17 protein-coding genes are annotated in these 24355 nt (G+C 66.9%); 6 read left to right on the forward strand and 11 right to left on the reverse strand.

The features are described from left to right. Positions 1-71 precede the first annotated feature (71 nt). Positions 72-881 (forward strand): zinc transporter ZupT, encoded by an 810-nt coding sequence (gene zupT, locus AC1DR7_RS11565; protein WP_457319273.1) that lies wholly within the window; start codon positions 72-74, stop codon positions 879-881. A 62-nt stretch (positions 882-943) separates the two neighbouring features. On the opposite strand, the gene AC1DR7_RS11570 is transcribed toward zupT, so the two are convergent. Continuing rightward, positions 944-1921 carry an RluA family pseudouridine synthase gene (locus tag AC1DR7_RS11570; protein WP_478052796.1) on the reverse strand — a complete coding sequence of 326 codons (978 nt, stop codon included), beginning with the start codon at positions 1919-1921 and terminating at the stop codon, positions 944-946. A gap of 406 nt (positions 1922-2327) precedes the next feature. Between AC1DR7_RS11570 and AC1DR7_RS11575 the strand changes: the two genes are divergently transcribed. Continuing rightward, positions 2328-5873, forward strand: a complete 3546-nt coding sequence (locus tag AC1DR7_RS11575; RefSeq protein WP_478051670.1) for an Rne/Rng family ribonuclease — start codon at positions 2328-2330, stop codon at positions 5871-5873. Between the two features lie 90 nt (positions 5874-5963). Continuing rightward, positions 5964-6392, forward strand: a complete 429-nt coding sequence (locus tag AC1DR7_RS11580; RefSeq protein WP_457319335.1) for a hypothetical protein — start codon at positions 5964-5966, stop codon at positions 6390-6392. An 82-nt stretch (positions 6393-6474) separates the two neighbouring features. On the opposite strand, the gene AC1DR7_RS11585 is transcribed toward AC1DR7_RS11580, so the two are convergent. The 10 genes from AC1DR7_RS11585 to AC1DR7_RS11630 all read right to left on the reverse strand — a co-directional run bounded on the left by AC1DR7_RS11585 (position 6475) and on the right by AC1DR7_RS11630 (position 20405). Next, positions 6475-7404, reverse strand: a complete 930-nt coding sequence (locus AC1DR7_RS11585; protein WP_457319336.1) for an endonuclease/exonuclease/phosphatase family protein — start codon at positions 7402-7404, stop codon at positions 6475-6477. After that, entirely contained in the window at positions 7404-10538 is a 3135-nt protein-coding gene (locus AC1DR7_RS11590; protein WP_478051673.1) for a discoidin domain-containing protein, read from the reverse strand. Before AC1DR7_RS11590 ends, AC1DR7_RS11585 begins: the two co-directional genes overlap by 1 nt. A gap of 47 nt (positions 10539-10585) precedes the next feature. Next, complete coding sequence (locus tag AC1DR7_RS11595; RefSeq protein WP_259203364.1) at positions 10586-11422, reverse strand: carbohydrate ABC transporter permease; 837 nt, start codon at positions 11420-11422, stop codon at positions 10586-10588. Continuing rightward, the gene (locus AC1DR7_RS11600; RefSeq protein WP_256775590.1) at positions 11419-12300 is read right to left on the reverse strand and encodes a carbohydrate ABC transporter permease; all 882 of its coding nucleotides are present in this window, start codon (positions 12298-12300) and stop codon (positions 11419-11421) included. The genes AC1DR7_RS11595 and AC1DR7_RS11600 overlap by 4 nt, the downstream gene beginning before the upstream one ends. Further along, a complete protein-coding gene (locus tag AC1DR7_RS11605; protein ID WP_478052799.1) occupies positions 12297-13598 on the reverse strand; it encodes a sugar ABC transporter substrate-binding protein in 1302 nt (433 codons plus the stop codon). The genes AC1DR7_RS11600 and AC1DR7_RS11605 overlap by 4 nt, the downstream gene beginning before the upstream one ends. Positions 13599-13637: 39 nt before the next feature. Then, positions 13638-15272, reverse strand: coding sequence for a glucoamylase family protein (locus tag AC1DR7_RS11610; RefSeq protein ID WP_478052306.1), 1635 nt, complete (start codon positions 15270-15272; stop codon positions 13638-13640). Positions 15273-15503: 231 nt separating this feature from the next. Further along, positions 15504-18563, reverse strand: coding sequence for a TonB-dependent receptor (locus AC1DR7_RS11615; protein ID WP_256775592.1), 3060 nt, complete (start codon positions 18561-18563; stop codon positions 15504-15506). 89 nt (positions 18564-18652) lie between these two features. Then, positions 18653-19690: a LacI family DNA-binding transcriptional regulator gene (locus AC1DR7_RS11620; protein ID WP_256775593.1), complete on the reverse strand. Its 1038-nt coding sequence runs from the start codon at positions 19688-19690 to the stop codon at positions 18653-18655. Positions 19691-19839: 149 nt separating this feature from the next. Next, positions 19840-20109, reverse strand: coding sequence for a BolA/IbaG family iron-sulfur metabolism protein (locus AC1DR7_RS11625; protein WP_256775594.1), 270 nt, complete (start codon positions 20107-20109; stop codon positions 19840-19842). Beyond that, entirely contained in the window at positions 20106-20405 is a 300-nt protein-coding gene (locus AC1DR7_RS11630; RefSeq protein ID WP_256775595.1) for a YciI family protein, read from the reverse strand. Before AC1DR7_RS11630 ends, AC1DR7_RS11625 begins: the two co-directional genes overlap by 4 nt. A 345-nt stretch (positions 20406-20750) precedes the next feature. On the opposite strand from AC1DR7_RS11630, the gene AC1DR7_RS11635 reads away from it, so the two are divergent. From AC1DR7_RS11635 to AC1DR7_RS11645, 3 genes are all read left to right on the forward strand, one after another. Next, a complete protein-coding gene (locus AC1DR7_RS11635) occupies positions 20751-21656 on the forward strand; it encodes a segregation and condensation protein A (RefSeq protein WP_256775596.1) in 906 nt (301 codons plus the stop codon). 15 nt (positions 21657-21671) lie between these two features. Next, the gene (gene scpB, locus AC1DR7_RS11640) at positions 21672-22616 is read left to right on the forward strand and encodes an SMC-Scp complex subunit ScpB (protein WP_478051031.1); all 945 of its coding nucleotides are present in this window, start codon (positions 21672-21674) and stop codon (positions 22614-22616) included. After that, positions 22609-24355, forward strand: a 1747-nt coding sequence (locus tag AC1DR7_RS11645) for a pseudouridine synthase (RefSeq protein ID WP_478076494.1), incomplete at its 3' end; no start/stop codon positions are given. The genes scpB and AC1DR7_RS11645, both read left to right, overlap by 8 nt.

The raw sequence follows: 24355 nt of genomic DNA on the forward strand, positions 1-24355 counted from the left end.
AGCCGCCGCAAGCCTCTCCTTCACGCGCCCCGCCCGGGGCGCGTTGCACTTCTACAAGGACGCTGCGGCGCATGCTCGACATTTCGTCTGAACACGTATGGGTGGCCCTCGCCGTGACCTTGGCCGCCGGCCTGGCAACCGGCATCGGCAGCTTGATGGTGGTGTTCTCGCGCCGCCCGAACCCGCGCCTGCTGGCGTTCGGGCTGGCCTTCGCCGGCGGGGCGATGGTGTTCGTGTCGCTCACCGAGATCCTCAACAAGGCGATCGACTCGTTCACCCAGGCCTACGATGCGCGCCTCGGGTTTGCCTACGGCACGGCGGCGTTCCTGGCCGGGGTGCTGCTGATCGTGGTCATCGACCACCTGATCCCCAACCCGCACGAGAGCCTGGACAAGCAGGACCCGCTGTTCCGCGACAACAACAAGGCCTACATCAAACGGGTCGGGATGCTGACCGCGATCGCGATCACCGCACACAACTTCCCCGAGGGCCTGGCCACCTTCTTCGCCACGCTGGAGAGCCCGTCGGTGGGCATGCCGCTGGCCTTCGCCATCGCCATCCACAACATTCCCGAAGGCATCGCGATCGCGGTGCCGGTGTACTTCGCCACGCAGAACAAAGGGTACGCGGTCGGTGCAAGCCTGTTGTCCGGCCTGGCCGAGCCGGTCGGGGCCGTGATCGGCTATTTCGCGCTGTCGGGCGTGCTCAACCACGCCACCTTCGGCTGGGTGTTCGGGCTGATTTCCGGGGTGATGGTGTTCCTGGCCCTGGACGAACTGCTGCCGGCGGCCAAGCGCTACGCCAAGGGGCACGAAACGGTTTACGGGCTGGTGGCGGGCATGGGCAGCCTGGCGATCAGCCTGGTGCTGTTCAAGTGGTGATACCCCACCCGGCCACCCCCGGCACTACCGTTGGCCGTCAACCGACGGCCGGTACCTGGGGTTTATTTCAGGCGGTTCAACACCTCGGCCAGCTCGTCGGCCAACGGCGCGTTGAGCAGGTACGGGGTCTTGCCGTTGTCGAGGAAAAACTCCAGCGAGGCCGCGTGCAGGAACAGGCGTTTCAGCCCGATCTGGTCACGTAGGCGCTTGTTGACGTCCGGATCGCCGTACTTGTCGTCACCGGCCACCGGATGACCCAGATGCTGGGCGTGCACGCGGATCTGGTGGGTGCGGCCGGTTTCGATGCGCACCTCGCAGTACGAATGCCCGCCCTTGCGCTCCAGGACCTTGAAGTGGCTGATCGATTCTTTGCCGATCGGATTGACCTGGACGTGACGCTCGCCGCCCTGGCGAAGCCCCACATGCAGCGGCGCGTCCACGGTCATCGTGCCGTCGGGCATGCGCCCCACCAGCAGGGTCAGGTAGTGCTTGCGGATGCCCGAGCCGTGGTCTTCACGCAGCAGCGCCTGCAGCTCGCTCAGCGCCGACCGCTTCTTTGCCACGATCAGCAGCCCCGACGTGTCCCGGTCCAGCCGGTGGACCAGCTCCAGGGTCTTGCCGGGCCGCAGCGCGCGCAGGGTTTCGATCGCGCCGAAGCTGATCCCGCTGCCGCCGTGGCTGGCCACGCCGGACGGCTTGTTCAGCGCCAGCAGCCGATCGTCTTCGAACACGATGGCATCTTCCAGCCGCTTCATGAACGCGGCGGGCGGACCGGCTTTATCTCCTTCTTCATTGAGACGGACCGGAGGCACGCGCACCTCATCGCCGGGCTCGAGCTTGCGCTCTGCCTTGGCGCGGCCGCCGTTGACCCGGACCTGGCCACTGCGGACGAGCTTGTAGATCAGGCTGCGCGGTGCACCCTTGAGCTGGCCGAGCAGGAAGTTGTCCAGGCGTTGCCCTGCCCGGTCGGCCGGGACAGTGAGGATACGTACGCTGGTCATGGCTTCAGCGGCTTTCGGGGTGGGCTCGGTAACGGTCATTGGCCTTTTATTCTGTTACACTCGGCGGGCGAGATAAGGGATTGATTTCGTTGGAAGTTGCTCTGGGCCAGAAGCCCGACTTCCCTCGATTCCGGCACAGTGCGCAGCCACCGCCCCCGGGGCGGCCATGTTAGCGGCTCACCGGCGGTCCCGGCCATCGCCGGATGCCTGACAAGCGTCTGAGCTGAAAAACATGTCCCTGTGGCGCTCCAGCCTGGCTGAAAGCTGCCTCCGGCCCCGTTACACCCAAACCAAAACAAATGAAGCGCTCCCGCGGCCTGCCGTGGTGTTGTAGCGCTGGAAACCCAAGCCGCCCTCCCCGCGCCTGCGCGATGGGCGACGAAGCGTGACCAGAAGCGAAACCCCATGGCGTTCCGCGCGGTAGCAGCGCGCGAGGAACGCAAGAATGAAGCGAATGCTGATCAATGCCACGCAGGCCGAAGAGCTGCGGGTAGCCATCGTGGATGGCCAGACGCTGTACGACATCGACATCGAACAGCCGTCCAAGGAACAGAAGAAGTCGAACATCTACAAGGGCCGCATCACGCGCCTTGAACCTTCGCTGGAAGCGGCCTTCGTCGAGTACGGTGCCGACCGCCATGGCTTCCTGCCGCTGAAGGAAATCTCCCGCGATTACTTCCAGGCTGGCGTCGACCCGAACAAGGCCGGCATCCGCGAGCTGCTGCGCGAGGGCCAGGAAGTGGTGGTCCAGGTCGACAAGGAAGAGCGTGGCAACAAGGGCGCCGCCCTGACCACGTTCATCTCCCTGGCCGGCCGCTACATGGTGCTGATGCCGAACTCGCCCACCGCTGGCGGCGTCTCGCGTCGCATCGAGGGTGAAGACCGCGCCGCGCTGAAGGAAGCGCTGGACAAGCTGAACATCCCCGACGACATGGGCGTGATCATCCGCACCGCCGGCGTCGGCCGTGATGCCGAAGAGCTGCAGTGGGACCTGGATTACCTGCTGCAGGTGTGGAAGGCCATCGCCGAAGCGGCGCTGACCAAGCCGGCCGCGTTCCTGATCTACCAGGAGTCGCGCCTGATCGTTCGCGCCCTGCGCGACTACCTGCGCGCCGACGTCGGCGAGATCCTGGTGGACACCCAGGAGCTGTACGACACCGCCCGTGAGTTCATGCAGCAGGTGATGCCGCAGACCCTGCGCAAGCTCAAGCATTACACCGACGACATCCCGCTGTTCAACCGCTTCCAGATCGAATCGCAGATCGAAGGCGCGTATGAGCGCAACGTGCGCCTGCCGTCCGGCGGCTCGATCGTGGTCGACCAGACCGAAGCGCTGACCGCCATCGACGTCAACTCCTCGCGCGCCACCAAGGGCAGCGACATCGAGGACACCGCCTTCCAGACCAATCTGGAAGCGGCCGAAGAAGTGGCCCGCCAGCTGCGCCTGCGCGACCTTGGCGGCCTGGTGGTCATCGACTTCATCGACATGGCCTCCAACAAGCACCAGCGTGAAGTCGAGAACCGCCTGCAGAACGCGCTCAAGTACGACCGTGCGCGCGTGCAGCTGGGCCGCATCTCGCGCTTCGGCCTGATGGAGATGAGCCGCCAGCGCCTGCGTCCGAGCCTGGGGGAATCCAGCCAGATCGTGTGCCCGCGTTGCGACGGCCATGGCCGCATGCGCAGCGTCGAGTCGATGTCGCTGTCGATCATCCGCGTGGCCGAAGAGCATGCGATGAAGGAGAACACCGGGCAGGTGCTGGTCCAGGCCCCGGTGGAAATCGCCAACTACCTGCTCAACGAGAAGCGCAGCGCCCTGCGCGAGATCGAACAGCGCCATGACGCGCCGATCGTGATCGTCGCCGACGAACAGCTGCATACCCCGCACTACGAAGTCACCCGCCTGCGCGAGAACGAGCTGGGCGAAGAAAGCGGCAAGCCGAGCTACCAGCGCGGCACCCCGCGCAAGCTGCCGGTACACGCGCTGACCAAGGCCCAGCTGAACATCCCGGCTGCCCCGGTGGTGACCCAGGTCAAGCACAGCCAGCCGGCCCCGGTGCGCGAAGCGCCGGAACCGGAAGCCGCGCCGATCCCGGTCGCCCCTGTGGTGGTGGCCGCACCGGCCGCCACCGGCGTGGTCGGTTGGCTCAAGCGCATCTTCGGCGGCGAGCCGGCCCCGGCCGCTGCACCGCAGCCGAGCGGTCGTCCTGTCCAGGACGGCAACCGCAACAACCGCAACAAGGATCGCAACAAGGACCGCAACGGCGGTCGTCGCGATGAGCGTGGCGAGCGTGGCGGCAACGGTCAGGGCCAGGCCCAGGGCCGTGGCAACAAGGACCGCGCCGAGCGTGGCGAACGTGGCGGCAAGAACGAGCGCCGCGACGAGCGTCGCCAGGACGTGGCCGCACCGGCCGCAGCCGCTGCACAGGTGCAGGCACCGGGCCAGGGCAAGCCGCGCGGTGAGCAGCAGCCCAAGCAGCCGCGTAACGAACAGCAGCAGCCCAAGCTGAAGCAGCCCCGCCAGAACCAGAACCCGCAGCAGCCCAAGCCGCAGCAGGGTGAGGGTGACAAGCCGGCCGCCAGCGAGAGGCCGGCCCGTCAGCCACAGGCCGATGCGCCCAGGCCGGTCGACACCGCCGCACCCGTCGCCGATGCCGCCGTGCTTGCCGCCGCGGCGGTGACCGGTGCCGACGGCGGCGCGCCGCATGCAGCCGTACAGCAGGACGACAGCGCCCCGCACGCAGCCTCCGCTGCGACCGAGGAAGCCGCGCTGACCACCGGTGAAGCCGGTGAGCAGACCGACGGCCCGGGCAATGCCGACGACGCCAACGGTGATGGCGGCTCGCGTCGTCGTCGCGGCCGTCGCGGTGGCCGTCGCCGTCGTCGTGGCAATGGCGACTCGGCAACGGGCAGCGAAGGCTTGAACGATGACGCCGGTCTGGACGACGACGGTGACGACCAGGATGGCGACCAGGACGGTGCAGATGCCGCCCGGGCCGAACGTCCGGCCGCCAACAACGGTCAGCCACAGCCGGAGTTCGACTTCGACGACGACAGCGGCAATGCGCCGGCCCCGACCGCACCGGTCCAGGCCCCGCGCCCGGCCCCGGTGGCTGCTGTCGCCGCCGCTGCACCGCTGGCCGTGGTGAGCAGCCCGGTGGTGACCGCCGGCCACGCCGAGGCCAGCCCGGCCCCGGAAGCGGCCGCACCGTCGTACACCGACCGCGTGCCGTTCGTGGAATCGCCGACGCCGGCGCCGGCCGTGGTGCAGACCCCGAAGCCGGCCGCCGCGCCGCATGCCGAAGCGCCGAAGGTTGCCTACGCTGCCCCGGTTGTCGAGACGCCGAAGGCGGTTGAAGCTGCTCCGGCTGTCGAGACCCCGAAGGCCGCTGAAGCTGCCCCGGTTGTCGAAGCCCCGAAGGCGGTTGAAGCTGCTCCGGTTGTCGAGGCCCCGAAGGCCGTTGACGCTGCCCCGGTTGTCGAGACCCCGAAGGCGGTTGAAGCTGCCCCGGTGGTCGAGACCCCGAAGGCGGTTGAAGCCGCTCCGGTTGTCGAGACCCCGAAGGCGGTTGAAGCTGCTCCGGTTGTCGAGACCCCGAAAGCGGTTGAAGCTGCCCCGGTTGTCGAGACCCCGAAGGCCGTTGAAGCTGCCCCGGTTGTCGAGGCGCCGAAGACTGTCGAGGCGGCACCCGCCGCCGTGACCGTCGACGCCAGCCACGAGGCCCGTCCGGTGCAGTCGAGCATGCTCGACGCCGCGGTCGATCCGATCCAGGCAGCGCCGGAAAAGGTGGCACCGGCTCCGGCCGCCCGTGTCGAGGCCACCCCGGTGGTGCACAACGGCCAGCTGTTCGGCACTGCCGCCAGTGACGCCCCGGCCAGCACCGATGCAGCTGCCCAGGCCGCACAGGCCGAGGCCCGCGAGGACATCCCGACCGATGTCGCGCAGACCGACGCCACCGACAAGCAGGATCAGGAAAAGAACGACAAGGCCTGATCCCGCCCACGCGGTACGCAACACCCAGACAGCGGCCTTCGGGCCGCTGTCTGCGTTTGGGGATCACGGAGGCTGTGGCATGCTCGGCCGATGCTGCGATCCATCTCCCTGCCCGCCTGTGTGTTGTTGCTCTGCACGGTGGCTGCGTGCCGCCCTGCCCCTGCGCCGGCACCTCCCCTCAGCGACGCGGCCATCGCGGTACGCGATGCATTGCCGGAGGATCGGTTCCGCGGCCAGCTCGGCGGCGCGCCCGTGGAACTGCTGGCGCGGGACTGCACGGTGTTCGGGGTCGCGCGCGGGCCTGGCCAGGACGTCACCTTGACCGAAGTGCTGGCGCCGGAGCCCTATCCGTTCTTTACCGGCTGCGAGCGGCAGTCGCTGCGCGAAGAGGACGGTGCAGTGATTGCGGTGCTGGGTCGACGTGCGTTCGGTGCGGGCGGCTGCTGCGCCACGGGCGGCACCTGGCGGACGCGCAATGGACAGTCCTGGGAGAAGATCAGCGGGCAGGCGATTCCGTAGCGCGTTTGCGTTTCCGGACACCGGGTGGAATGCGGCCACGCATGCCGTGGCTCTACCGGGCCGTCCGCCGCGTCGGCGCGTTTCAGGGCGTGCTGGCGGCCGGGGTGCCCGGCGACGGGGCGAACTGCAGGCGCGTCCACACCCCGTAGTGGTCCGATGCCCAGCGCCCTTCGGCGTAGGGCTGGTCGAACAGGATCTTCGCTTCGCGGGCGAGCAGCCGGTCCTGCTGGAAGAAAATGTGGTCGATGCGCGACGGCGCCTGGTAATAGTGCCGGTTGAGCGTACTGACCTGGGCCAGTTCGTTGTTGACGTGCACGCTGCCGAAGCTGTCGCCGTACTGGTTGCGCAGCGCGCTCAGGTCGCCGGCATCCACCAGCGCGTTGAAGTCGCCGGCGATCACCACCGGGGCATCACCGGCGGTACCGGCAATGAAGGTGAGCAGATCGGCGACCTGTTCGGCACGGATGCGGCTGCCGGTTTCGTCCGAGCGTTCGTTGAGATGGGTGGCGTAGACATTCACCGGCCTGCCGTTCACGTCGATGCGCAGATGCGCGACGGTGCGGTAGTCGCCCCGCGGCGCGAGCAGATGGTCGTTGCGCGCCAGCACCTTGCGCCGGGTCAACAGCGCGTTGCCATAGCGCTTGAAGCGCCCCGGCGGATCGGTGGACACGAACTGGTAGTCGTAGCCGAGCCGGCGTGCCAGCCACGCGGCCTGGTTGCGCACGTTCGGCTTCTGGATCACTTCCTGCAGCGCGATCGCATCGGGGCGCAGCGCCTGCAGTTCGCGCAGGATCACCTTGCGCCGCGCCGGCCAGTTTTCCCGGTCGTGATGCAGGTTGAAGGTGACCATGCTCATGCCCGGCCCGGCGCTGGCCGCCGTACCCGGCGCCGTCGTGACCGCCGCAACCGGTGTCGGCTCGGCCGCGTGCACGACGCCGCTGAGCAGGCACGCCACGGCCAGGGCATGGACAAACGCACGGCGCGCGCGTGCAGTGAAAGCAGACGTCCGCATTACTGTGCCTTGCGTTCTGCGCGACGTACCGAAGACGGCACGTCGATCTCGACCTTGGCCGGCACCTGGGTGATGCGCAGCTCGCCATTCAACCACTGTGCCGGTTCGCCGTTGACCAGGGTGTCGCCCGGTTCGCCACTGTACGGCCAGCGCAGGATGACCCCGCCCTGCGGCGGCACCACGCCGGCCGCGACCTCCAGCACCAGCTGCTTGTCGCTACGGCTCAATGCGTAGCTGAGCTGCCCGTTCGGCGTACGCAGGCCTTTGATCGCCACGCCTTTGCCATCCAGCCAGCGCGACGGCACGCCGGCGGCGAGCACCAGGCTGTCGTCGACATCACGGTTGTAGGCGAACATGTCCAGCGCCGAGCGCACGAAGTCCGAGGCCACCCAGGCATGCGGCAGGTCGCCGACGAAGAACGGCTTGCGCGGGGTATGCGAGACCACTTCGGCCCACTGGTTCCAGGCCTGCGGCGCGCGGTCCTTGAAGAAGAACTCGGTGGCCTGCCAGGCGCGGTCGCGCCAGCCCAGGCGCACGAACGCGGCCACGTTGCGCCACTCGTAGGGGGTGTAGTCCTTCCACTCGCGCTTGCCGTCGCGGCGTTCCACGAACTGCGTCCAGTACCGCTCGAAGGTGTTGTCCAGGTACGGCTGTGGCAGGCGCCCCTGTTCGCCACCCGGGGCCAGCGCGATGGTGGTCGAGGTGGCGTCGAAATCGCCCAGCTCGGCCGAACCGGGCAGGTAGTCGATCTTGTGCTGGGCCACCGCCGCCTGCAGCGAGGCCGCGAGGTCGTCACGGAACTGGTCGCGCGAGGCGCTGATCTGCATGGCCTCGGCCTTGCCCAGCGTGCTGGCGATGATCGCCGCATCCTTGTAGCCGCGCAGCGCCCAGAAATTGTCCCAGTACGAGTGCATCGGCTTGGCCGAGTAGCCTTCGTGGCTGATCGACACCGGCATCATCCCGTAGAAGGCCGGATTACGCGCGCGGTTCTCCTCGGTGCGCTCGCTCAGGCGCAGCTGCTCCATGTAACCGTAGGCGCCCTGCACGTGCGGCCACATCGCCTCCAGGAAGGTGCTGTCGCCGGTATAGCGCCAGTACTCGGCAATGTTGAAGATCAGCTCGCCATGGCTGTCGTTCTCCGGCACCGGATCGCTGCCGCGCGCATCCACGCAGCACGGCACCTTGCCGTTGTCGAACTGATGCGGCGCATACCAGCTGACGTACTCGCGCACCGCATCGCTGCGGCCCATGCGCAGCAGGCCTTCGGAAATCATCGCCCCGTCGCGGATCCAGCTGCGCGAATACGACCGCGTGCCCGGCTGGATGCTCGGGCCGATCCGCGAGATCAGCATGTGCGCCAGCGCGGTGCGCAGGGTGTCGGCCAGCGGCTTGCCGGCGGCGGGCACCTGCAGGGTCACCTGGTCCAGCTTGGTGCGCCACATCGAGGCCACGGTCTGCTGCGCCTTGGCCGCGTCGAAGTCCTTGGGCATGGTCCACGCGCCGGTCTGCGGCAGCACCAGCGCGACCTCGCGGCTCTGGCCCGGTTCCAGCTTCCAGCGGTACACCAGTGCGCCGGAGGCCAGGCCGGTGGGATCGCGGACCTCGGTGGTGGTCGGCAGCTTGCCGCTGGCCAGGTGCACCACGTCCAGCTTGCTGTCGAAGGTGGTGGCGAAGGTGGCGTCCGGCGCCTGCGCCGGGTACACGCGCGGGGTGCCGTTGACCTCGACGTCGCTGGCCTCCACCGACAGGTTGTCGATGCGGCTGAAGCCGCCGACGGTGTTGAGGAACTGGGTGGGCGGATTGACCTGCCACGGGCGCACGGCCAGTGCCAGGGTGTATTCGTGGGCGACCTTGTCCGGGTTGCGCAGGGTGTAGCGACCGACCAGCTGCGCCTTGTCGGGGGTGCCCTGCACGAAGCCGGTGACCTGCAGCGCGGCCTTGTCGTGGCTCCAGTCGACGCTGGCGATGGGCAGGTAATCGTCCTGCAGCGACTGCCTGCTGGTCACATCGGCCCAGCTCAGCAGCTTCTTGCCGTCCACCAGCACGAACGGCTCGACGCTGAAGCTGGCCTTGGCCACTTCCAGCGCGCCGTCTTCGCCGATCAATGCCTGTTCGCGGCCACCATCCAGGCCCAGTAGCGTCCAGTACGGCTGTTCGCCGCTGAAACCGCGCGGCACCGAACCGCGTGGCAGGTCGGCACCGACCGAGCGGATGAAGTCATTGGGGGTGTCGGCGAAATCCAGCGGTTTCAGGCTGATATCGCGGATGCCGTAGCGCCAGCTGGGGCCGCCCTTGAGGTCGAAACGCAGGTAGCGCGCCTCGGTATCGGGCAGCGCCAGCCAGTCGCGGTCACCACCGCCACCGACCACCTCGCGCACTTCCTTCCAGCTACGGCCATCCTGCGAGGTGCGCACCACGTACCGGGTGGCTTCCAGTCCCGGCAGCCACTGGATGACCGCACCGCCGAACTCGCGCACCTTGTGCAGGTCCAGGCTGATGGTCTGCTCGGCCACGCCGCCGCTGATCCACACCGTGTCCGGTTTGCCGTCGGCGATGCGGCTCTGCAGTGCGGTGGCGGTGTCGGCGATCACCGACGGCGTCAACGCCGAGGTATCCATCGGCGGCAGGCCCTGCAGGGTCAAGCGGTCGAAGCACACCGTGCCCTTGCCGCCCACCTTGCTGTAAATCGTGAATTCGATCGCGGCGCTGCGGGCGAGCGTGGTTTCCTTGGACGGCCCCCAGGCCTTCTCGATCTGGCGCGCGCGGTACTGCGCGCTGCTCCACGCCTTGGGGAAGGTGTAGCCGGGCCGGTTGACCCACCACACGTTGTCACCGCTGGCGTCGATCAGCTTGAACTGCAGGTCGTTGGACGGGGAGTCGCCGCGCAGCTGCAGGCCGAACTGGTAGTTGGCCGGGTACTCGATGCCCAGCTCGCGGCGGATGCCGACGTAGCCGGAAACGTCGTGAAAATCGTAGTCCACGCACAGCGCGCGCCCGCCGCCACTGCCGACCACGCTGCGCAGCGAACCGCTGACCTGGTCGGACACCACCAGCTTCCACGGACTCATGTCGTCGAAGCTGTCCAGCACCTTCGGTGCCGGCAACGCTGCCGGCGCGGCGGCCGGGGCCGCCATCGACCACATCAGCCCAAGACCCAGACCCACCGCGACGACGGCATGTTTCACCCTTTGACACTCCCCAGCAGCAGACCTTGGATGTAGTAACGCTGCAATGCCAGGAACAGCAGCAGCACCGGCACCACCGTGACCACCGCACCGGCCATCATCATCTCCACGTCCATGATGTGTTCGCGCGACAGGGTGGCCAGGGCGACTGGCAGAGTGTAGTGCTCCTGGTCGGTCAGCACGATCAACGGCCACATGAAATCGTTCCAGGCGCCCATGAAGGTGAAGATCGACAGCGTTACCAGCACCGGCTTGAGCATCGGCAGCACGATCTGGAAGAAGATGCGCATCTCCCCTGCCCCGTCCATGCGCGCCGCTTCCAGCAGCTCATCGGGGATCGAGCGTGCGTACTGGCGCACCAGGAAGATGCCGAACACGCTGGCCAACGCCGGCACGACCACGCCGCCGAAGCTGTTGACCAGGCCCAGCTGCTTCATCAGCAGGAACAGCGGCAGCATCGCCACCTGCGCCGGAATCACCAGCGCCGCCAGCAGCACCTGGAAGATGCGCTCGCGGCCGGCGAAACGCAGCTTGGCGAACGCATAGCCAGCCATGGTGTTGAGCAGCAGCGAGCCCAGCGTGATCGCCAGCGACACGCCCAGGCTGTTGATGAAGTTGTTGCCCATGCCGGTGCGCGCGAACAACTCGTGGTAGTTCGCGGTGGTCACCGAGGACGGCAGCAGCGGCGGCGGGAAATGYGCCGCCTCGCCAGTGGGCATGAACGACACCGACAGCATCCACAGCAACGGCGCCAGGCTGACCAGCGCCAGCACGGTCAGGCCCCCATTGATCCACCATGCATGCCAGCGCGACTGGCCGATTTCACGACTCATACCAACTGCCTCTTGCGGCCGAAACGCAGCATGACGCTGGTGACGGCCAGGATGATCAGGAACAGCAGGAACGCCACCGCGGAGGCACGCCCCAGGTTCCACCACTTGAAGCCTTCTTCGAACATGAAATACAGCACGCTGACGGTGCTCTGCAGTGGGTCGCCGCGGGTCATCACGTAGGGCTCGGCGAACAGCTGGAAGTAGCCGGACACGGTAATCACCCCGACCACCAGCAGCACCGGGCCGAGCATCGGCAGGGTGATGTGCAGGAACTGCTTCCAGCGCGAGGCGCCGTCGATGCGCGCGGCCTCGTACAGGTCATGCGGGATCGCCTGCAGGCCGGCCAGGAAGATCACCATGTTGTAGCCGAAGTTCTTCCACACCGCGAACAGCATGATGGTCGGCATGGCCCAGTTGGGATCGCCCAGCCAGTCGATCGGGCTGATCCCGAGGTGGCCCAGGCCGTAGTTCACCAGACCGTAGCTGGTATGGAACAGGTAGCGCCAGATCACCGCCACCGCCACCAGCGTGGTCACCACCGGGGCGAACAGCGCGGTGCGGAACAGCGCCTTGAAGCGCGCGGCCGGGGCGTTGAGCAGGATCGCCGCACCCAGCGACACCGCGATCGACATCGGCACGCCGACGATCACGAAGTAGGTGGTGTTCCACAGCGACTTCCAGAACATCGGGGTCTGCAGCAGGTCGATGTAGTTGCCCAGCCCGACGAAGCGCAGGTTGCCCCCGTCGGCCAGGGAGTACAGGTCGAAGTCGGTGATGCTCAGTGCCAGCGCCGAGAACACCGGGAGGCCGAAGAACACGCCGATGACCAGGATGGCCGGGCCGGCGAACATCCAGCCGGCGAGCGAACGCTGCTTCATTGCGCCGCCCCCACTGCGCTGGAATGCACGCCGGTACCGGCGGCCTTCTCCTGCGCATCGCGTTCATGCATCCAACGGCGCTTGGCGAGGACCTTGTCCACGCGCTTGTCCAGTTCCTTCACTGCCACATCCTGGTCGAGGCCACCACGCACCACCTGTTCGGTGATGATCCGCATTTCCTGCACGATCCGCTCCCACTCCAGCACCTTCGGCGTGGGCTTGACGCGTTCCAGCTGGTCGCGGAACGGCTGCGCCAGCGGGTCATTGGCCAGCGAGGGGTATTCCCAGGTGCTGCGCCGCGGCGGCAGGTCGCCGATGATGGAATGGAAACGTTCCTGGATCGCCGGGCGCGACAGGAATTCGATCAGCTTCCACGACGCTTCCTTCTGTTGCGAGGAGCGGAAGATCACCAGGCTGGTGCCACCGGCGATGCCTGCGCCCGGGCCGTCCGGACCCGGCAGTGCGGCGGTGCCCCACTTGCCTTCCAGTTCCTTGGGCTGCAGCTTCTTGAACTCGCGGATATTCCACGGGCCGGACAGGTAGAACACGTTGAAGCCGCGGAAGAACTCATCCCACACGTTGGAGATCTGCGTCTCGGACATGCGCGGTGCCCAGCCCTGGGCGAACATGTTTTCGTAGAAGCCCAACGTCTTGCGGAAGCCCGGGCTGCTGAAATTGCCGCGGGTGTCGTCATCGCGCAGCAGCGGGTCGGGCTGCTGCAGGGCGAAGGACAGCTGCTGCTCGAACTCGTTGATCGGCATCAGCACCGCATAGCGCTTGGGCCCCTGCATCTTCTTGATGGCCGCCATCATCTCGTTCCACTCCGCCCAGGTGCGCGGGGGGTGGTCGTAGCCGGCCTGGGCCAGCAGGTCCTTGCGGTAGTACAGCAGGCGCGTATCGACATACCACGGCACCCCGACCAGCTCGTCATGCACGACGTTGGTGTCCCAGATGCCCTGGAAGTAGTCGGCCGGATCCACCACCTTGGACTGGGCCACGTACGGCTGCAGCGGCACCAACGTGTTGAGCTCGGCGAACTCGGGGATCCAGGTATTGCCGAGCTGGCACACGTCCGGCAGCCCGTCGGCGGCGAAGGCGGTCAACAGCTTCTCGTGCGCGGCCGTCCATGGGATGTTCTGCACATCGACGTGGATACCGGGATTTTCCGCTTCGAACTCGCTGATCAGGCCGCTGACCACCTCGGCCTCGCGGCCCATCGCCCAGAAGCGCACGGTGACCCCTTCGGGCTCCTTGCGACAGCCACCCAGCAACACGCTGCCGACCAGCAGCAGGAACAGACTCAGACCCAGCGTGGGGCGCGACGACAATGGCACTGCTTACTTCCCCTGCTGCTGGTTGCGGTTCGTATTGGAACTGTTCTTCTGTTCCTGGGCCGCTGCCGCGCGCGATTCGGCGATGCCGACCGAGCGCGCCGAGGCCGCCTTTTCATCTTTCTGCAGTTCCATCGGCTGGTCCTCGCCTTCGGGGGTCAACCAGCCACCGCTGAAGCCGGCCCGTTCCAGGCCCCTGCGGATGTGCACGTTCTTCTTCATCACGTCCCAGACGAAATCGTTCCGGTAGTTGGCGATCATGGTCAGGATCGGGCCCTGGTCGATGCCGATGTAGTCACTGGCCACCCAGCCGCGGTCGGGCACCAGCCGACCGGTCTTGATCGGGATGTCGTAGTTGAAGCTGGGATTGAACGAATCCAGGAACCCGTAGCTGGAATAGATGTAGTCGCCGTAGCGCTTGTGCAATTCCAGCGTGGCCGGGATCACTTCTTCCGGGGCGAACACCACCGAGGCGATGGCCGCGGTCGGGGCGATCGTGCCGTCGTCGAAGTTTTCGCGCAGGCCGGCGCCGCGCGAGGAGTAATGGCGGAACTGACGCTGCTCGCCGCGGTACTCCTGGGTGGTGTTCTGCGGACCATCGCTGGCGGTCAGGCCCCACACGTTTTCGCCATAGTCCTTCCAGTTCATCGGATTGGCGATGGCGTACTCGCGCTGGGCCAGCGCGGCCGAGCGGCTGTTGAGGAAGTAGGTGCTGCCGCGCTCGCGCATGTAGGCATCCTGGATGTCACGGAAGTCCACCCACACATGCGTGTACTGATGGCCGAACAACGGCCCGAAGGACAGGTATTCCTGGCCCTGGTAGACGCCCCAGTCGTTGTCGTAGGTGCGCGTCCACACCGTCCAGGCATCCGGGCTGACCGGATGGGTCGGCGAGCCGAGCGCGAGGATGTAGACCATCATCGCCTCGTTGTAGCCCATCCAGTCGTGGTCGATGAAGCCGCTCTCGGGGAACCAGCCCATCGAGATCAGCGGCGCGCGCTGCTGCAGCCACGGCCAGTCCACGCGCTTGTACAGGGTCTCGGCGATGTCGCGGATTTCCTTCTCGCGCGAATCGTCACCGGTGTAGTACGACTGGGCAAACAGCACGCCCATCATCAGCAGCGCGGTGTCCACGCTGGAGAGCTCCACCCAGCTGTCGTAGCGCGCGCCCTTCTGCATGTCCAGGAAGTGGTAGTAGAAGCCCTTGTAGCCGCCCTTGCCGGTGCGCTGCGGCCCCATCGGCAGGTCGCGGAAGAACTTCAGCGTCAGCAGGGTGCGGTCCACGGCCTGGGTACGGCTGACCCAGCCGTTCTCCACGCCGATCGGATAGGCGGTAAGCGCGTAACCGACCGAGGCGATGCTGGCGAACGGACGCGAGGGATAGCGGTCCGGGCTGAGGCCATTGACTTCGTTGGTGGTGTCCCAGAAGAACTGGAACGTGCGGCGCTCGATATCGTCAAACAGCGGCGGCAGCTCGGGCTTCATCGGGCGCGGCGGCACGTCAGCCTCGACCAGGATGACCGGCGGCTTCGGCTTTTCGGGCTTGTCCGGCGCCTGCTTCTGGCAACCGGCGACGGCCACGGAGAGCAACGCCAGCGACACCATCCGAGATGCATTCATCGACCACCACCTTTTGCGCATGTTCGTGCTGCAGAGCATAGCCTCAACCAAGCTGAAATCGTTTACAGATCACGATCAAAAAAAATCCGCCAGAGCGGACCGTCTGCGTACCGACCAACGGTCGGCACCTACCGCACACGCGCTTGCCCATCCGTGGACGGCAAGCGCCTGTACAGTCCCGCCGGCCGGCCCAAGCCGGTCGGCGGTACTGCCCGGCACCGTCCCTTTGGACGATGCCGGGTATTGCAGGAATCAGAAGCGGAAGCCGACTTCCGCCTTGACCTGGCGCGGCGTACCGACGATATCGCCGGTCTCGTTGTAGCTGGCCAGCAACTTGCCGTTGGACTTGGTGTAGTTGTAGTTGGAGAAGTTGTCGAAGTTGAAGACGTTGATGATGTCGATACGCGCATACAGCTCGGTATCGCCCGGCATCTTGAACGTCTTGGTGGCCTGCAGGTCGACCGAACGGTAGCCGAAGATCTTGCCACCGAGCAGGAACTTGCCGTTGCCATTGGGCACCGCGGCGCCCGGGGTCGGCAGGTCGAAGCCGGTCGACTGGGTGACCGGGTACCAGTCGTTCACCGCGGTCGGGGTGGCCAGGGTGATCTTGCCGCCGAAGGTGATGTCCCAGAAGCCGGCATACGAACCGGTGAGCACCAGGCGGTGACGCGGTGCGCCGTTGGAGCGGATGGTCGGGTAGTCCTCGATCAGGCCACGGTCGAACGCGTACTTCTCATTGATGTCGCGGTTGTGGCGTGCGGTGGTCCAGGTGTAGGCGATGGAGGTGCCCCAGCCGCTTTCCTTGGTGAACGGCTTCTGTGCCGACAGCAGCACCTGCGTTGCGCGCGTCTTGATGCCCTGCTGGCCGATGATCAGGCTGCCGAAGCCCGGCACGTTGCAGCTCCAGGCCTGGCTCAGGCCCGGGTCGGTGCCACCGCACAGGCGCGGGTCATCGAAGAACTGGCCGGTCGGGTAGCGGTTGCCCAGGGTGAAGGCGAAGCCGTCGTAGCTCAGCGTGCGGGAGATGGTGGCATCGGTCAGCCAGTCACCGACCTGGTTGCTCATGCCCAGGCTGAACTGGTCGGAGTACGGCACCTTCAGGTTGTTGTTCAGCAGATCCACTTCCAGGCCGGCATTGCTGGTCGAACCGACCAGCGACTGCAGGTTGCCGATACCGTTGAGCAGGTTCGGGTTCCAGTCATAGCAGGCAGCCTGGCCGTTGAGGCAGCTGCCGGTGGCCGGGTTGCGGAAGTAGACGGTCGGCTGAGGCAGGGCCAGCTTGGTGGTTTCCAGCTGCAGGTTGTCGAACAGGTCGCGGTCATACGAACGACCGGCACCACCGTGGATCACGTGCTGCTCGTCGGCGTTGATGTCATACGAGAAGCCCAGGCGCGGCTGCCAGGCATCCTTGAACGCCTTGCGGTTGTGGCCGTTGCTGATGTAGTTGCTGATGTCCAGCCCGCCCAGCGCCAGCGTATCGGCGAAGGTCTGGCCAGCGGCAGCGCGCGGGTCCTGCGAGTAGATCGCATCGACCACGGCCTGCGGGGTCACGAAGTCCAGGTAGGCCGGGGTCTTTTCGTAGTCCCAGCGCAGGCCGATGTTCAGCTGCAGGTGGTCGTTGACCTGCCAGTCGTCCTGGATGAACAGGCCGATCTGCTTGGACTTCGAACGCACTTCGCCGGACACGCCCGTTACGCCGTTCACCGGCTTGACGAACTGCGCCTTGTACGGGATGTCGGACGGGAAGTCCGGATCGCCCAGCGAGTAGGTGAACTGCGGATTGATCTGCGCCGCATCGGAGGCGTACAGGTCGATCTGCTTGTACTTGGCGCCCATCTTGATGGTGTGGTCACCGGCCCACTGGATGCCATCCAGGGTCAGGTTGTCCTCAATCGCCCAGCCCTTCTGGCCCTTCACCTGCGAATCCAGCGCCGAGGCGCCACCGATCTTCACCAGGGTACGGTCTTCGGTGCCGTCCGGCGCGGTGTAGGTGAAGCCGTTGCCCAGGGTCAGCGGGGTCGGGTTGTTGAACGAATCTTCATGGGTGAGCATCATTTCGTTGTAGTAACGCTCGCCGCTGTGGTTCCAGCGCAGCGCGTAACGACGGTCGGTGTTCACCACTTCACGGCCGGCTTCCGGCGCGGTCTGACCACTGAACTGCTGCTGGGTCTCGTCGCGGTCCTGGAAGCTCAGCTCGATGCGATCGTTGTCGGTCGGCTCGAAGTCGATCTTGGCGAAGATCAGGTCCTGCTCGAACGGCTGGCTGGCCGGGCCGAGGCCGGCGGCGGCGTCTGCCGGCAGCAGGCCGACGCGGTTGGTGACCGAGCCTTCCGGCGCGATGGTGACCGGCAGGTCGAAGCGCTTGGCTTCATAGGTCACGAAGAAGTGGGCCTTGTCCTGGATGATCGGGCCACCCAATGCAAAACCATATTCCTTCTCGGCCGACGCCTCCTTGGTCTGGCCAGCCTGACGCTCGGCCGGGGTCTTGGCGCGCATGTCTTCGTTGGTGTAACGGTAGAAGGTTTCACCCTTGAACTCGTTGGTACCGGACTTGGTCGCCGCGGTCACGGCCGCGCTGGACACCTGGCCATACTCGGCCTTGTAGTTGCCGCTGATGACCTTGTATTCGCCGATGGCCAGCTGCGGGAACGGGTTGCCGGCGCTGCCGGACTGGCCGGCCACGCCGCCGCCCTTGACGTAGCTCTTCTGGCCCACGCCGTCGATGTAGACATTGGTGCCGTCGGCATTGGTGGCACCGCCGCGCAGCGAGGTGTTGCCCTTGGCATCACGGGTGAAGATCAAGCCCGGGACCGCGTCGGCGAATTCCAGGAAGTTGCGCGACACCTGCGGGGTGGTCTGGATCTGCTGCAGGCTCACCGTCTTGCCCACTTCGGAGGTACGCACTTCCTGCAGCAGGGTCGGTGCAACGACGTTGACCGTGTCCAGGTTGGTGGCGTTGGCGGTGCTGCCGTTGGCCGGCGCGCCGCCGAAGTTCAGGGTCGCGGTCGAGGCCACGGTCACCGTCACCTTCTGGGTCTGGCCATTGGCCACGACGTCGTAGGTGCCCGGATCCAGGCCCATCAGCGAGTAGCTGCCGTCGGCGCGGGTGGTCGCGCGACGCACGGTGCCGCTGGCCAGGTTGGTCGCGGTCACTTCGGTGCCGGCGTCGGCCTGGGCAACCTGGCCGCGCAGCGAGGAGGTGGCCGACTGCGCCATCAGGCTCGGGGCGGCGCCCAGCATCAGGCAGGTGACCAAGGCGCTCGTCAGCAGGCTGCGAGCCGGCGTGCGATTGCGGTGATTGGAATACGTCATGTAAATCTCCGGGTGGTGGTGGCCGTCTTTGCGGCCCCTGTCGTTTTTTTATTACGTGGTTTTAATGCGCCACGACCAACGGTCGTGACCTACGGCTCGTTTCTGGGCTTGCTTGAGTCACGCACGATCAGGCTCGGTACAAGCGTCTGCTTGTCGCCGGCCGCTTCCGTGTTGTTGCTGTCCATCAACTGCAACAGACGCGTCATCGCCTTATCGCCGAGGTCGGCGATACTCACCTGCATCGTGGTCAACGATGGGTGAACGAAACGCGCCAGCGGAATGTCATCGAAGCCCGCCAGGGCGACATCGGCCGGTACCCGCACGCCTGCCTGCGCGAACGCATACAGACACCCCAGCGCCATCATGTCGTTGGCGGCGAACACCGCATCGGGCAGCGCACCGGCTGCCAGCAACTCCTGTCCGGCGCGATGGCCGGAGGCTTCGTCAAAGTCACCGGGCAACTCGATCCCTGCCGCATCCGCGCCGAAGGCGGACAACGCATCGCGGAAACCGCGCAGACGTTCGCGGGCATCGAAGTTGAGATCCGGACCAGAAATGAACGCGATGCGGCGGTGGCCGACATCGAGCAGATGGCGGGTCATCGCCATCGCGCCGGCATGGTCATCGATGCTCAGCACCGGATGATCCTGCTCGGGCAGATAGGTGTTGATCAGCACCGTCGGCAGCGACTGCGGCAGGTTGTCGGTCAGGAACCCGGGGCTTTCCGCATACGGGGACAGCACCAGCAGGCCGTCGACCCGGCCACGCATCGCGCGCAGCGCCGCACCCTGCTGCTCCTGGTCGCCGTGGTAGCTGGACACCAGCAGGTGCTGGCGACGCTCACGGGCGACCCCGTCGATGCCGCGCATCAACTCGGAGAAGAACTCGCCGTACAGGTCCGGCAGGACCACGCCAATGGTGTTGGTGCGCCGGCTGCTCAGGCTGCGGGCCGCCGCATGCGGGGTATAGCGCAGACGCGCAGCCACCTCCAGCACCAGCTTGCGCACCGGTTCGGCGACATTTTCGTGTCCATTGAGCGCACGCGAGACCGTGGCCACGGAGACCCGGGCTTCGCGGGCTACATCTTTGATTGTGATGGCTGCCTTGTTCACTTCGCCGCCCTCCACGGCTTAGAGATCTGGGGCTTGGCGCGGAATGTAAGCGTTTTCAATCCTGAATGTAAACACTACGTTAGGCCAATGTCGTACGGCGGTAACGCAAACCTGTCCTTGGCGGTCCCTCAGGGGACTCGCCAGGACAAGGCAGGACAAGGGTTTCAGCGGTTTTTGGCCGGGGCCTCGGCACGGATGGACAGCGCATGGATATCGGTGTCCATCATGCTGCCCAAAGCGGCATAGACGGCCCGGTGGCGCGCAAGTGGCAGCGTGCCCTCGAAGGCGGCGCTGACCACATGCACGTTGAAATGGCCGCGACCGTCGCGCGCGCCCTCATGCCCGGCATGGCGGTGGCTGTCGTCCTCCACTTCCAGCAGCTCCGGGTCCAGCGCCTGCTGCAGGGCCGCGCGGATGCGCTCGACCCGGTTCACGGCAGCACCTTGCGGAACGGGCGCACCTGCACGCGGGTGTAGACCCCGGCGGCCACGTACGGATCGGCATCAGCCCAGGCCCGGGCCAGCGCGAGCGAGCCGAATTCGGCGATCACCACGCTGCCGCTGAAGCCGGCCGGGCCCGGGTCCTCGCTGTCGATGGCCGGACACGGCCCGGCCAGCAGCAGGCGGCCCTCATCACGCAGGGCGGTCAAACGGGCCAGATGCGCCTCGCGCACCGACATGCGGGCGGCCAGAACATCGGCGCCGTCATAGCCTTCAATCACATACCACACAGGCAACTCCAGGGTTCAGCTAAACGAACCCGGCGATTCTAGCCCGCCTCGCTGGACACTGCGGGCCTGAACCCGTACTCTTGGATCCATTGCACGTGGCTGGACGCAGCAGCCCCGTCGGCACAAGGCTTCACTGCCACCCGACGACCGACCCGCTGCCCCACACCAGCACACGTAGACGACCTCCTTGTAGTTCTGTCGCTGCCCATCGCGGCGCGCCTTTGTGTTCGAAGTGTGGAACCGCGCCGACCCAGGCGTGTCATGGCCAGCCATCGTACCGCCCGGAATGCTCCGGCTGCGGGCACGGCGCGGCGACCGGTCCGTTGCAATACAGACGTCAACTTGATGACCTCCGAACTCGCGCTCGACGCGAACCCGCAAACCCGGCCGACCGCCCCACAGCAGCAGGAAATGCCGCTGGCTGTAGTGCATGGTCAACCGGTCCTGCAGATTCCGCAGGACCTGTACATCCCGCCGGATGCGCTGGAAGTCATCCTGGATGCGTTCGAAGGTCCGCTGGACCTGCTGCTGTACCTGATCCGCCGGCAGAACCTGGACATCCTGGACATCCCGGTGGCCGAGATCACCCGGCAGTACGTCGAGTACATCAACGTCATGCAGGAGCTGCGCTTCGAACTGGCGGCCGAGTACCTGGTGATGGCGGCGATCCTGGCCGAAGTGAAGTCGCGGATGCTGCTGCCGCGGCCGCCCAGCATCGAGGGCGAGGAAGCCGATCCGCGCGCCGAGCTGGTGCGGCGGCTGCAGGAGTACGAACGTTTCAAGCAGGCAGCCGAGGACATCGACAGCCTGCCCCGCCAGGACCGCGACACCAGCCTGGCCCATGCCTTCGTCCCCGACCGGGCTGCGGTGAAGCTGCCACCGCCGGTGGACCTGAAGGAAATGCTGGTGGCGTTGTACGACGTGCTCAAGCGCGCCGAGCTGTTCACCGGCCACGCGATCAAGCGCGAGGCCCTGAGTGTCCGCCAGCGCATGGGCGATGTGCTGGGCCGGCTGGAAGATGGCCGGTTCTACCGTTTTGAATCGCTGTTCACCGCCGAAGAAGGCAAGCTGGGGGTGCTGGTCACCTTCCTGGCCCTGCTCGAACTGGCCAAGGAACAGCTGCTGGACATCGTCCAGGAAGCACCGCTGGCGCCGATCTACGTCAAATCCCTGGCCGCCGGCAACACCAACGAACCGCTGCAGTTCAACAGCGAGTTCGACGACGCCGACGCCGCCAACGCATCCGACTGAGCACCCGACCCACGCATGGATCAACCGCTGATCAACCGTATCGTCGAAGGCGCGCTGCTGGCGTCCAGCCAGCCGCTGACCCTGGCGCAGCTGCAGGGCCTGTTCCCCGAAGAGGAACCGGCACCGCCGGGCAGCATCGAACGCGCGCTGGAACTGCTGCGCGAGGCCTGCGCCGATCGCGGCGTCGAGCTGGTCGAGGTGGCCTCCGGCTTCCGCTTCCAGGTCACCAACGAGGTCCACGGCTACATCAGCCGGTTGTGGACCGAACGCAAGACCCGCTACACCCGTGCCACCCTGGAAACGCTGGCGCTGATCGCCTATCGCCAGCCGATCACCCGCGGCGAGATCGAGCAGGTGCGCGGCGTGGCGGTGAGCAGCAACATCATCCAGGCCCTGGAAGAGCGCGAATGGATCCGCGTGATCGGCCACCGCGACGTGCCCGGCAAGCCGGCGCTGTTCGGCACCACCAAAGGCTTCCTGGATTACTTCGGGCTCAAGCGCCTGGACGAGCTGCCGCCGCTGTCCGAGTTGCGCGACCTGGGCGAACTGGAACCGCAGCTGCCGCTGGACAACGACGGCCAGCCCGCCGGTCGCCTGGCCGCCGGCGCAGCCACCCCGGAGGGCGCGCTGGATGCCGACGCGGCCAATGACGACACCGACCTGCCACTGGCAGGTGAAGAAGAATCGCAGGACAATTCACCCGTCGGCGCGCAGATCCCTGCCCCCGACGTTGCTGCAGAAACAGATACCGAATTCAACGCGCCGTTGTCGCCCCGCGACGACGACGCTGGAATGACCGCCCCTGATGGCGAACCCGATACCGCGCCGGGAGAGCGCGCGGCGCCCCAGAACGAAACCGAAAACAACGCCGTCGCGAAGACGACCGTGGCTGTTGACGAAGCCGATCCCGAACCAGAGGCCGACGCACCCGTCGCCGGCCGGAGCCAAGTAAATGAGTGACACCCCCCGCAAGCCGTCTTTGAACAAGCTTTCGCTCAAGCGCGAAACCGCCACCGACCAGCCCAAGCTGGAAGAACGCCTGCACAAGGTGCTGGCCCAGGCCGGCCTCGGTTCGCGCCGCGCGCTGGAACAGCGCATCGCCGATGGCCTGGTCAAGGTCAACGGTGAAGTTGCGCAGACCGGCCAGTCGATCAAGAGCGGCGACAAGGTCGAGCTGGACGGCCGTGGCTTCGTGGCCACCGCGCTGACCGAAACCTCGCGCGTGCTGGCCTACAACAAGCCCGAAGGCGAAGTGACCACCCGCGAAGACCCCGAAGGTCGCCCGACCGTGTTCGAAGCGCTGCCTGCCCTCAAGGGCGCGCGCTGGATCGCGATCGGCCGCCTGGACATCAACACCACCGGCCTGCTGCTGGCAACCACCGACGGTGAGCTGGCCAACGCGATGATGCACCCCTCCTACGAGGTCGAGCGCGAGTACGTCGTACGCGTGCGTGCACCGGAAGGCGAAGAGAAGGTGCCGGACAACATCGTCGACCGCCTCGCCCGTGGCGTGGCGCTGGAAGACGGCCCGGCCAAGTTCGACGAGATCGAACTCATCGGCGGCACCGATTCGCACGACTGGTTCCGCGTGGTCGTCAAGGAAGGCCGCAACCGCGAAGTGCGCCGCCTGTGGGAATCGCAGGGCTGCCAGGTCAGCCGCCTCAAGCGCACCCGCTACGGCAAGGTCAGCCTGCCGCGCGAACTGCTGCGTGGCCAGTCGGTCGAACTGCCGGCCAAGCAGGTCGAGGCGCTGCGCGCCGAACTGAAGCTGGAAGAAGGCGCGCCGTCGGCGCTGACCCTGCAGCCGGTGATCGGACAGCGTCGCGCGGCCAAGACCACCGTGCGCGTGTCGCGCGATGGTGCCCGCAGCAATGCCTACGTCAACGGCCACAACTCGGCCGATGAAGGCCGCGAACTGCGTCGTTTCGACAACGTGCGCGAAGAGCGCGGCCGTGGTCGCGGTGGCAAGGGCGGCGGCTTCAAGGGCGGCCTGACGGTCAGCGGCGAAGCGGCGGCCAAGCAGTCGCAGCGTCCGTTCAAGGCGCGCCCGGACAAGGGCAACCGGGCACTTCCCGAAGGCAACCCGGCCGCGTTCCGCAGCTGGTATGTGCCCGACGGTGTGAGCACCGGTCCGAGCGGCCACCGCAATGCCGGCCCCGGCGCAGCCCGTGGTCCCGGCGCACGTGGTCCGGGTGCCGGCGCAGGTGCCGGCGGCCAGGGTCGCCCGTACGGCAAGCCGAAGGGCCCCGGTGGCGCAGGCGGCCCGGGGCGCGGCAGCTATGGCGGCGGCGCTGAAGGCCGTGGTGGCTATGGCGGCGGTGGCGGTGGCGGTGGCGGTGGTTACGGCGGCGAGAATCGCGGCGGCGAAAGCCGTGGCGGCTACGGCGGCCAGGGTCGTCCGGCCGGCGCAGGCGCCGGTGGCAACCGGGGTGGCCAGGGCGGCCAGGGTCCGTCGCGTCACCCCTACGGGCATCCGGGCAATGCCCCGAGCTTCCCGTCCGACCACGCCAATCCGGGCGTCAGCCCCTACGGCAGCGCGCGTCCGGCCGGTAATCGCGGTCCCGGTGGCCCGGGTGGTCCCGGTGGCAACCGCGGTCCGGGTGGTCCGGGCAGCCGGGGCCCGGGTGGCGCCAGTGCACGCGGCCCCGGCGGTCCGGGTGGCAATCGTGGTCCGGGCGGTCCGGGCGGCAACCGTGGGC

The sequence above is a fragment of the Stenotrophomonas sp. P5_A9 genome, assembly GCF_056400525.1.

Bases quoted from the DNA above. Each gene is read 5' to 3' on its own strand.
- AC1DR7_RS11635 (WP_256775596.1), top strand. From the start codon at position 20,751: ATGACCTCCGAACTCGCGCTCGACGCGAACCCGCAAACCCGGCCGACC.
- AC1DR7_RS11570 (WP_478052796.1), bottom strand. From the start codon at position 1,921: ATGACCGTTACCGAGCCCACCCCGAAAGCCGCTGAAGCCATGACCAGC.
- AC1DR7_RS11590 (WP_478051673.1), bottom strand. From the start codon at position 10,538: ATGGCGGCCCCGGCCGCCGCGCCGGCAGCGTTGCCGGCACCGAAGGTG.
- AC1DR7_RS11585 (WP_457319336.1), bottom strand. From the start codon at position 7,404: ATGCGGACGTCTGCTTTCACTGCACGCGCGCGCCGTGCGTTTGTCCAT.
- scpB (WP_478051031.1), top strand. From the start codon at position 21,672: ATGGATCAACCGCTGATCAACCGTATCGTCGAAGGCGCGCTGCTGGCG.
- zupT (WP_457319273.1), top strand. From the start codon at position 72: ATGCTCGACATTTCGTCTGAACACGTATGGGTGGCCCTCGCCGTGACC.
- AC1DR7_RS11610 (WP_478052306.1), bottom strand. From the start codon at position 15,272: ATGCGCAAAAGGTGGTGGTCGATGAATGCATCTCGGATGGTGTCGCTG.
- AC1DR7_RS11600 (WP_256775590.1), bottom strand. From the start codon at position 12,300: ATGAAGCAGCGTTCGCTCGCCGGCTGGATGTTCGCCGGCCCGGCCATC.
- AC1DR7_RS11575 (WP_478051670.1), top strand. From the start codon at position 2,328: ATGAAGCGAATGCTGATCAATGCCACGCAGGCCGAAGAGCTGCGGGTA.
- AC1DR7_RS11580 (WP_457319335.1), top strand. From the start codon at position 5,964: ATGCTGCGATCCATCTCCCTGCCCGCCTGTGTGTTGTTGCTCTGCACG.
- AC1DR7_RS11615 (WP_256775592.1), bottom strand. From the start codon at position 18,563: ATGACGTATTCCAATCACCGCAATCGCACGCCGGCTCGCAGCCTGCTG.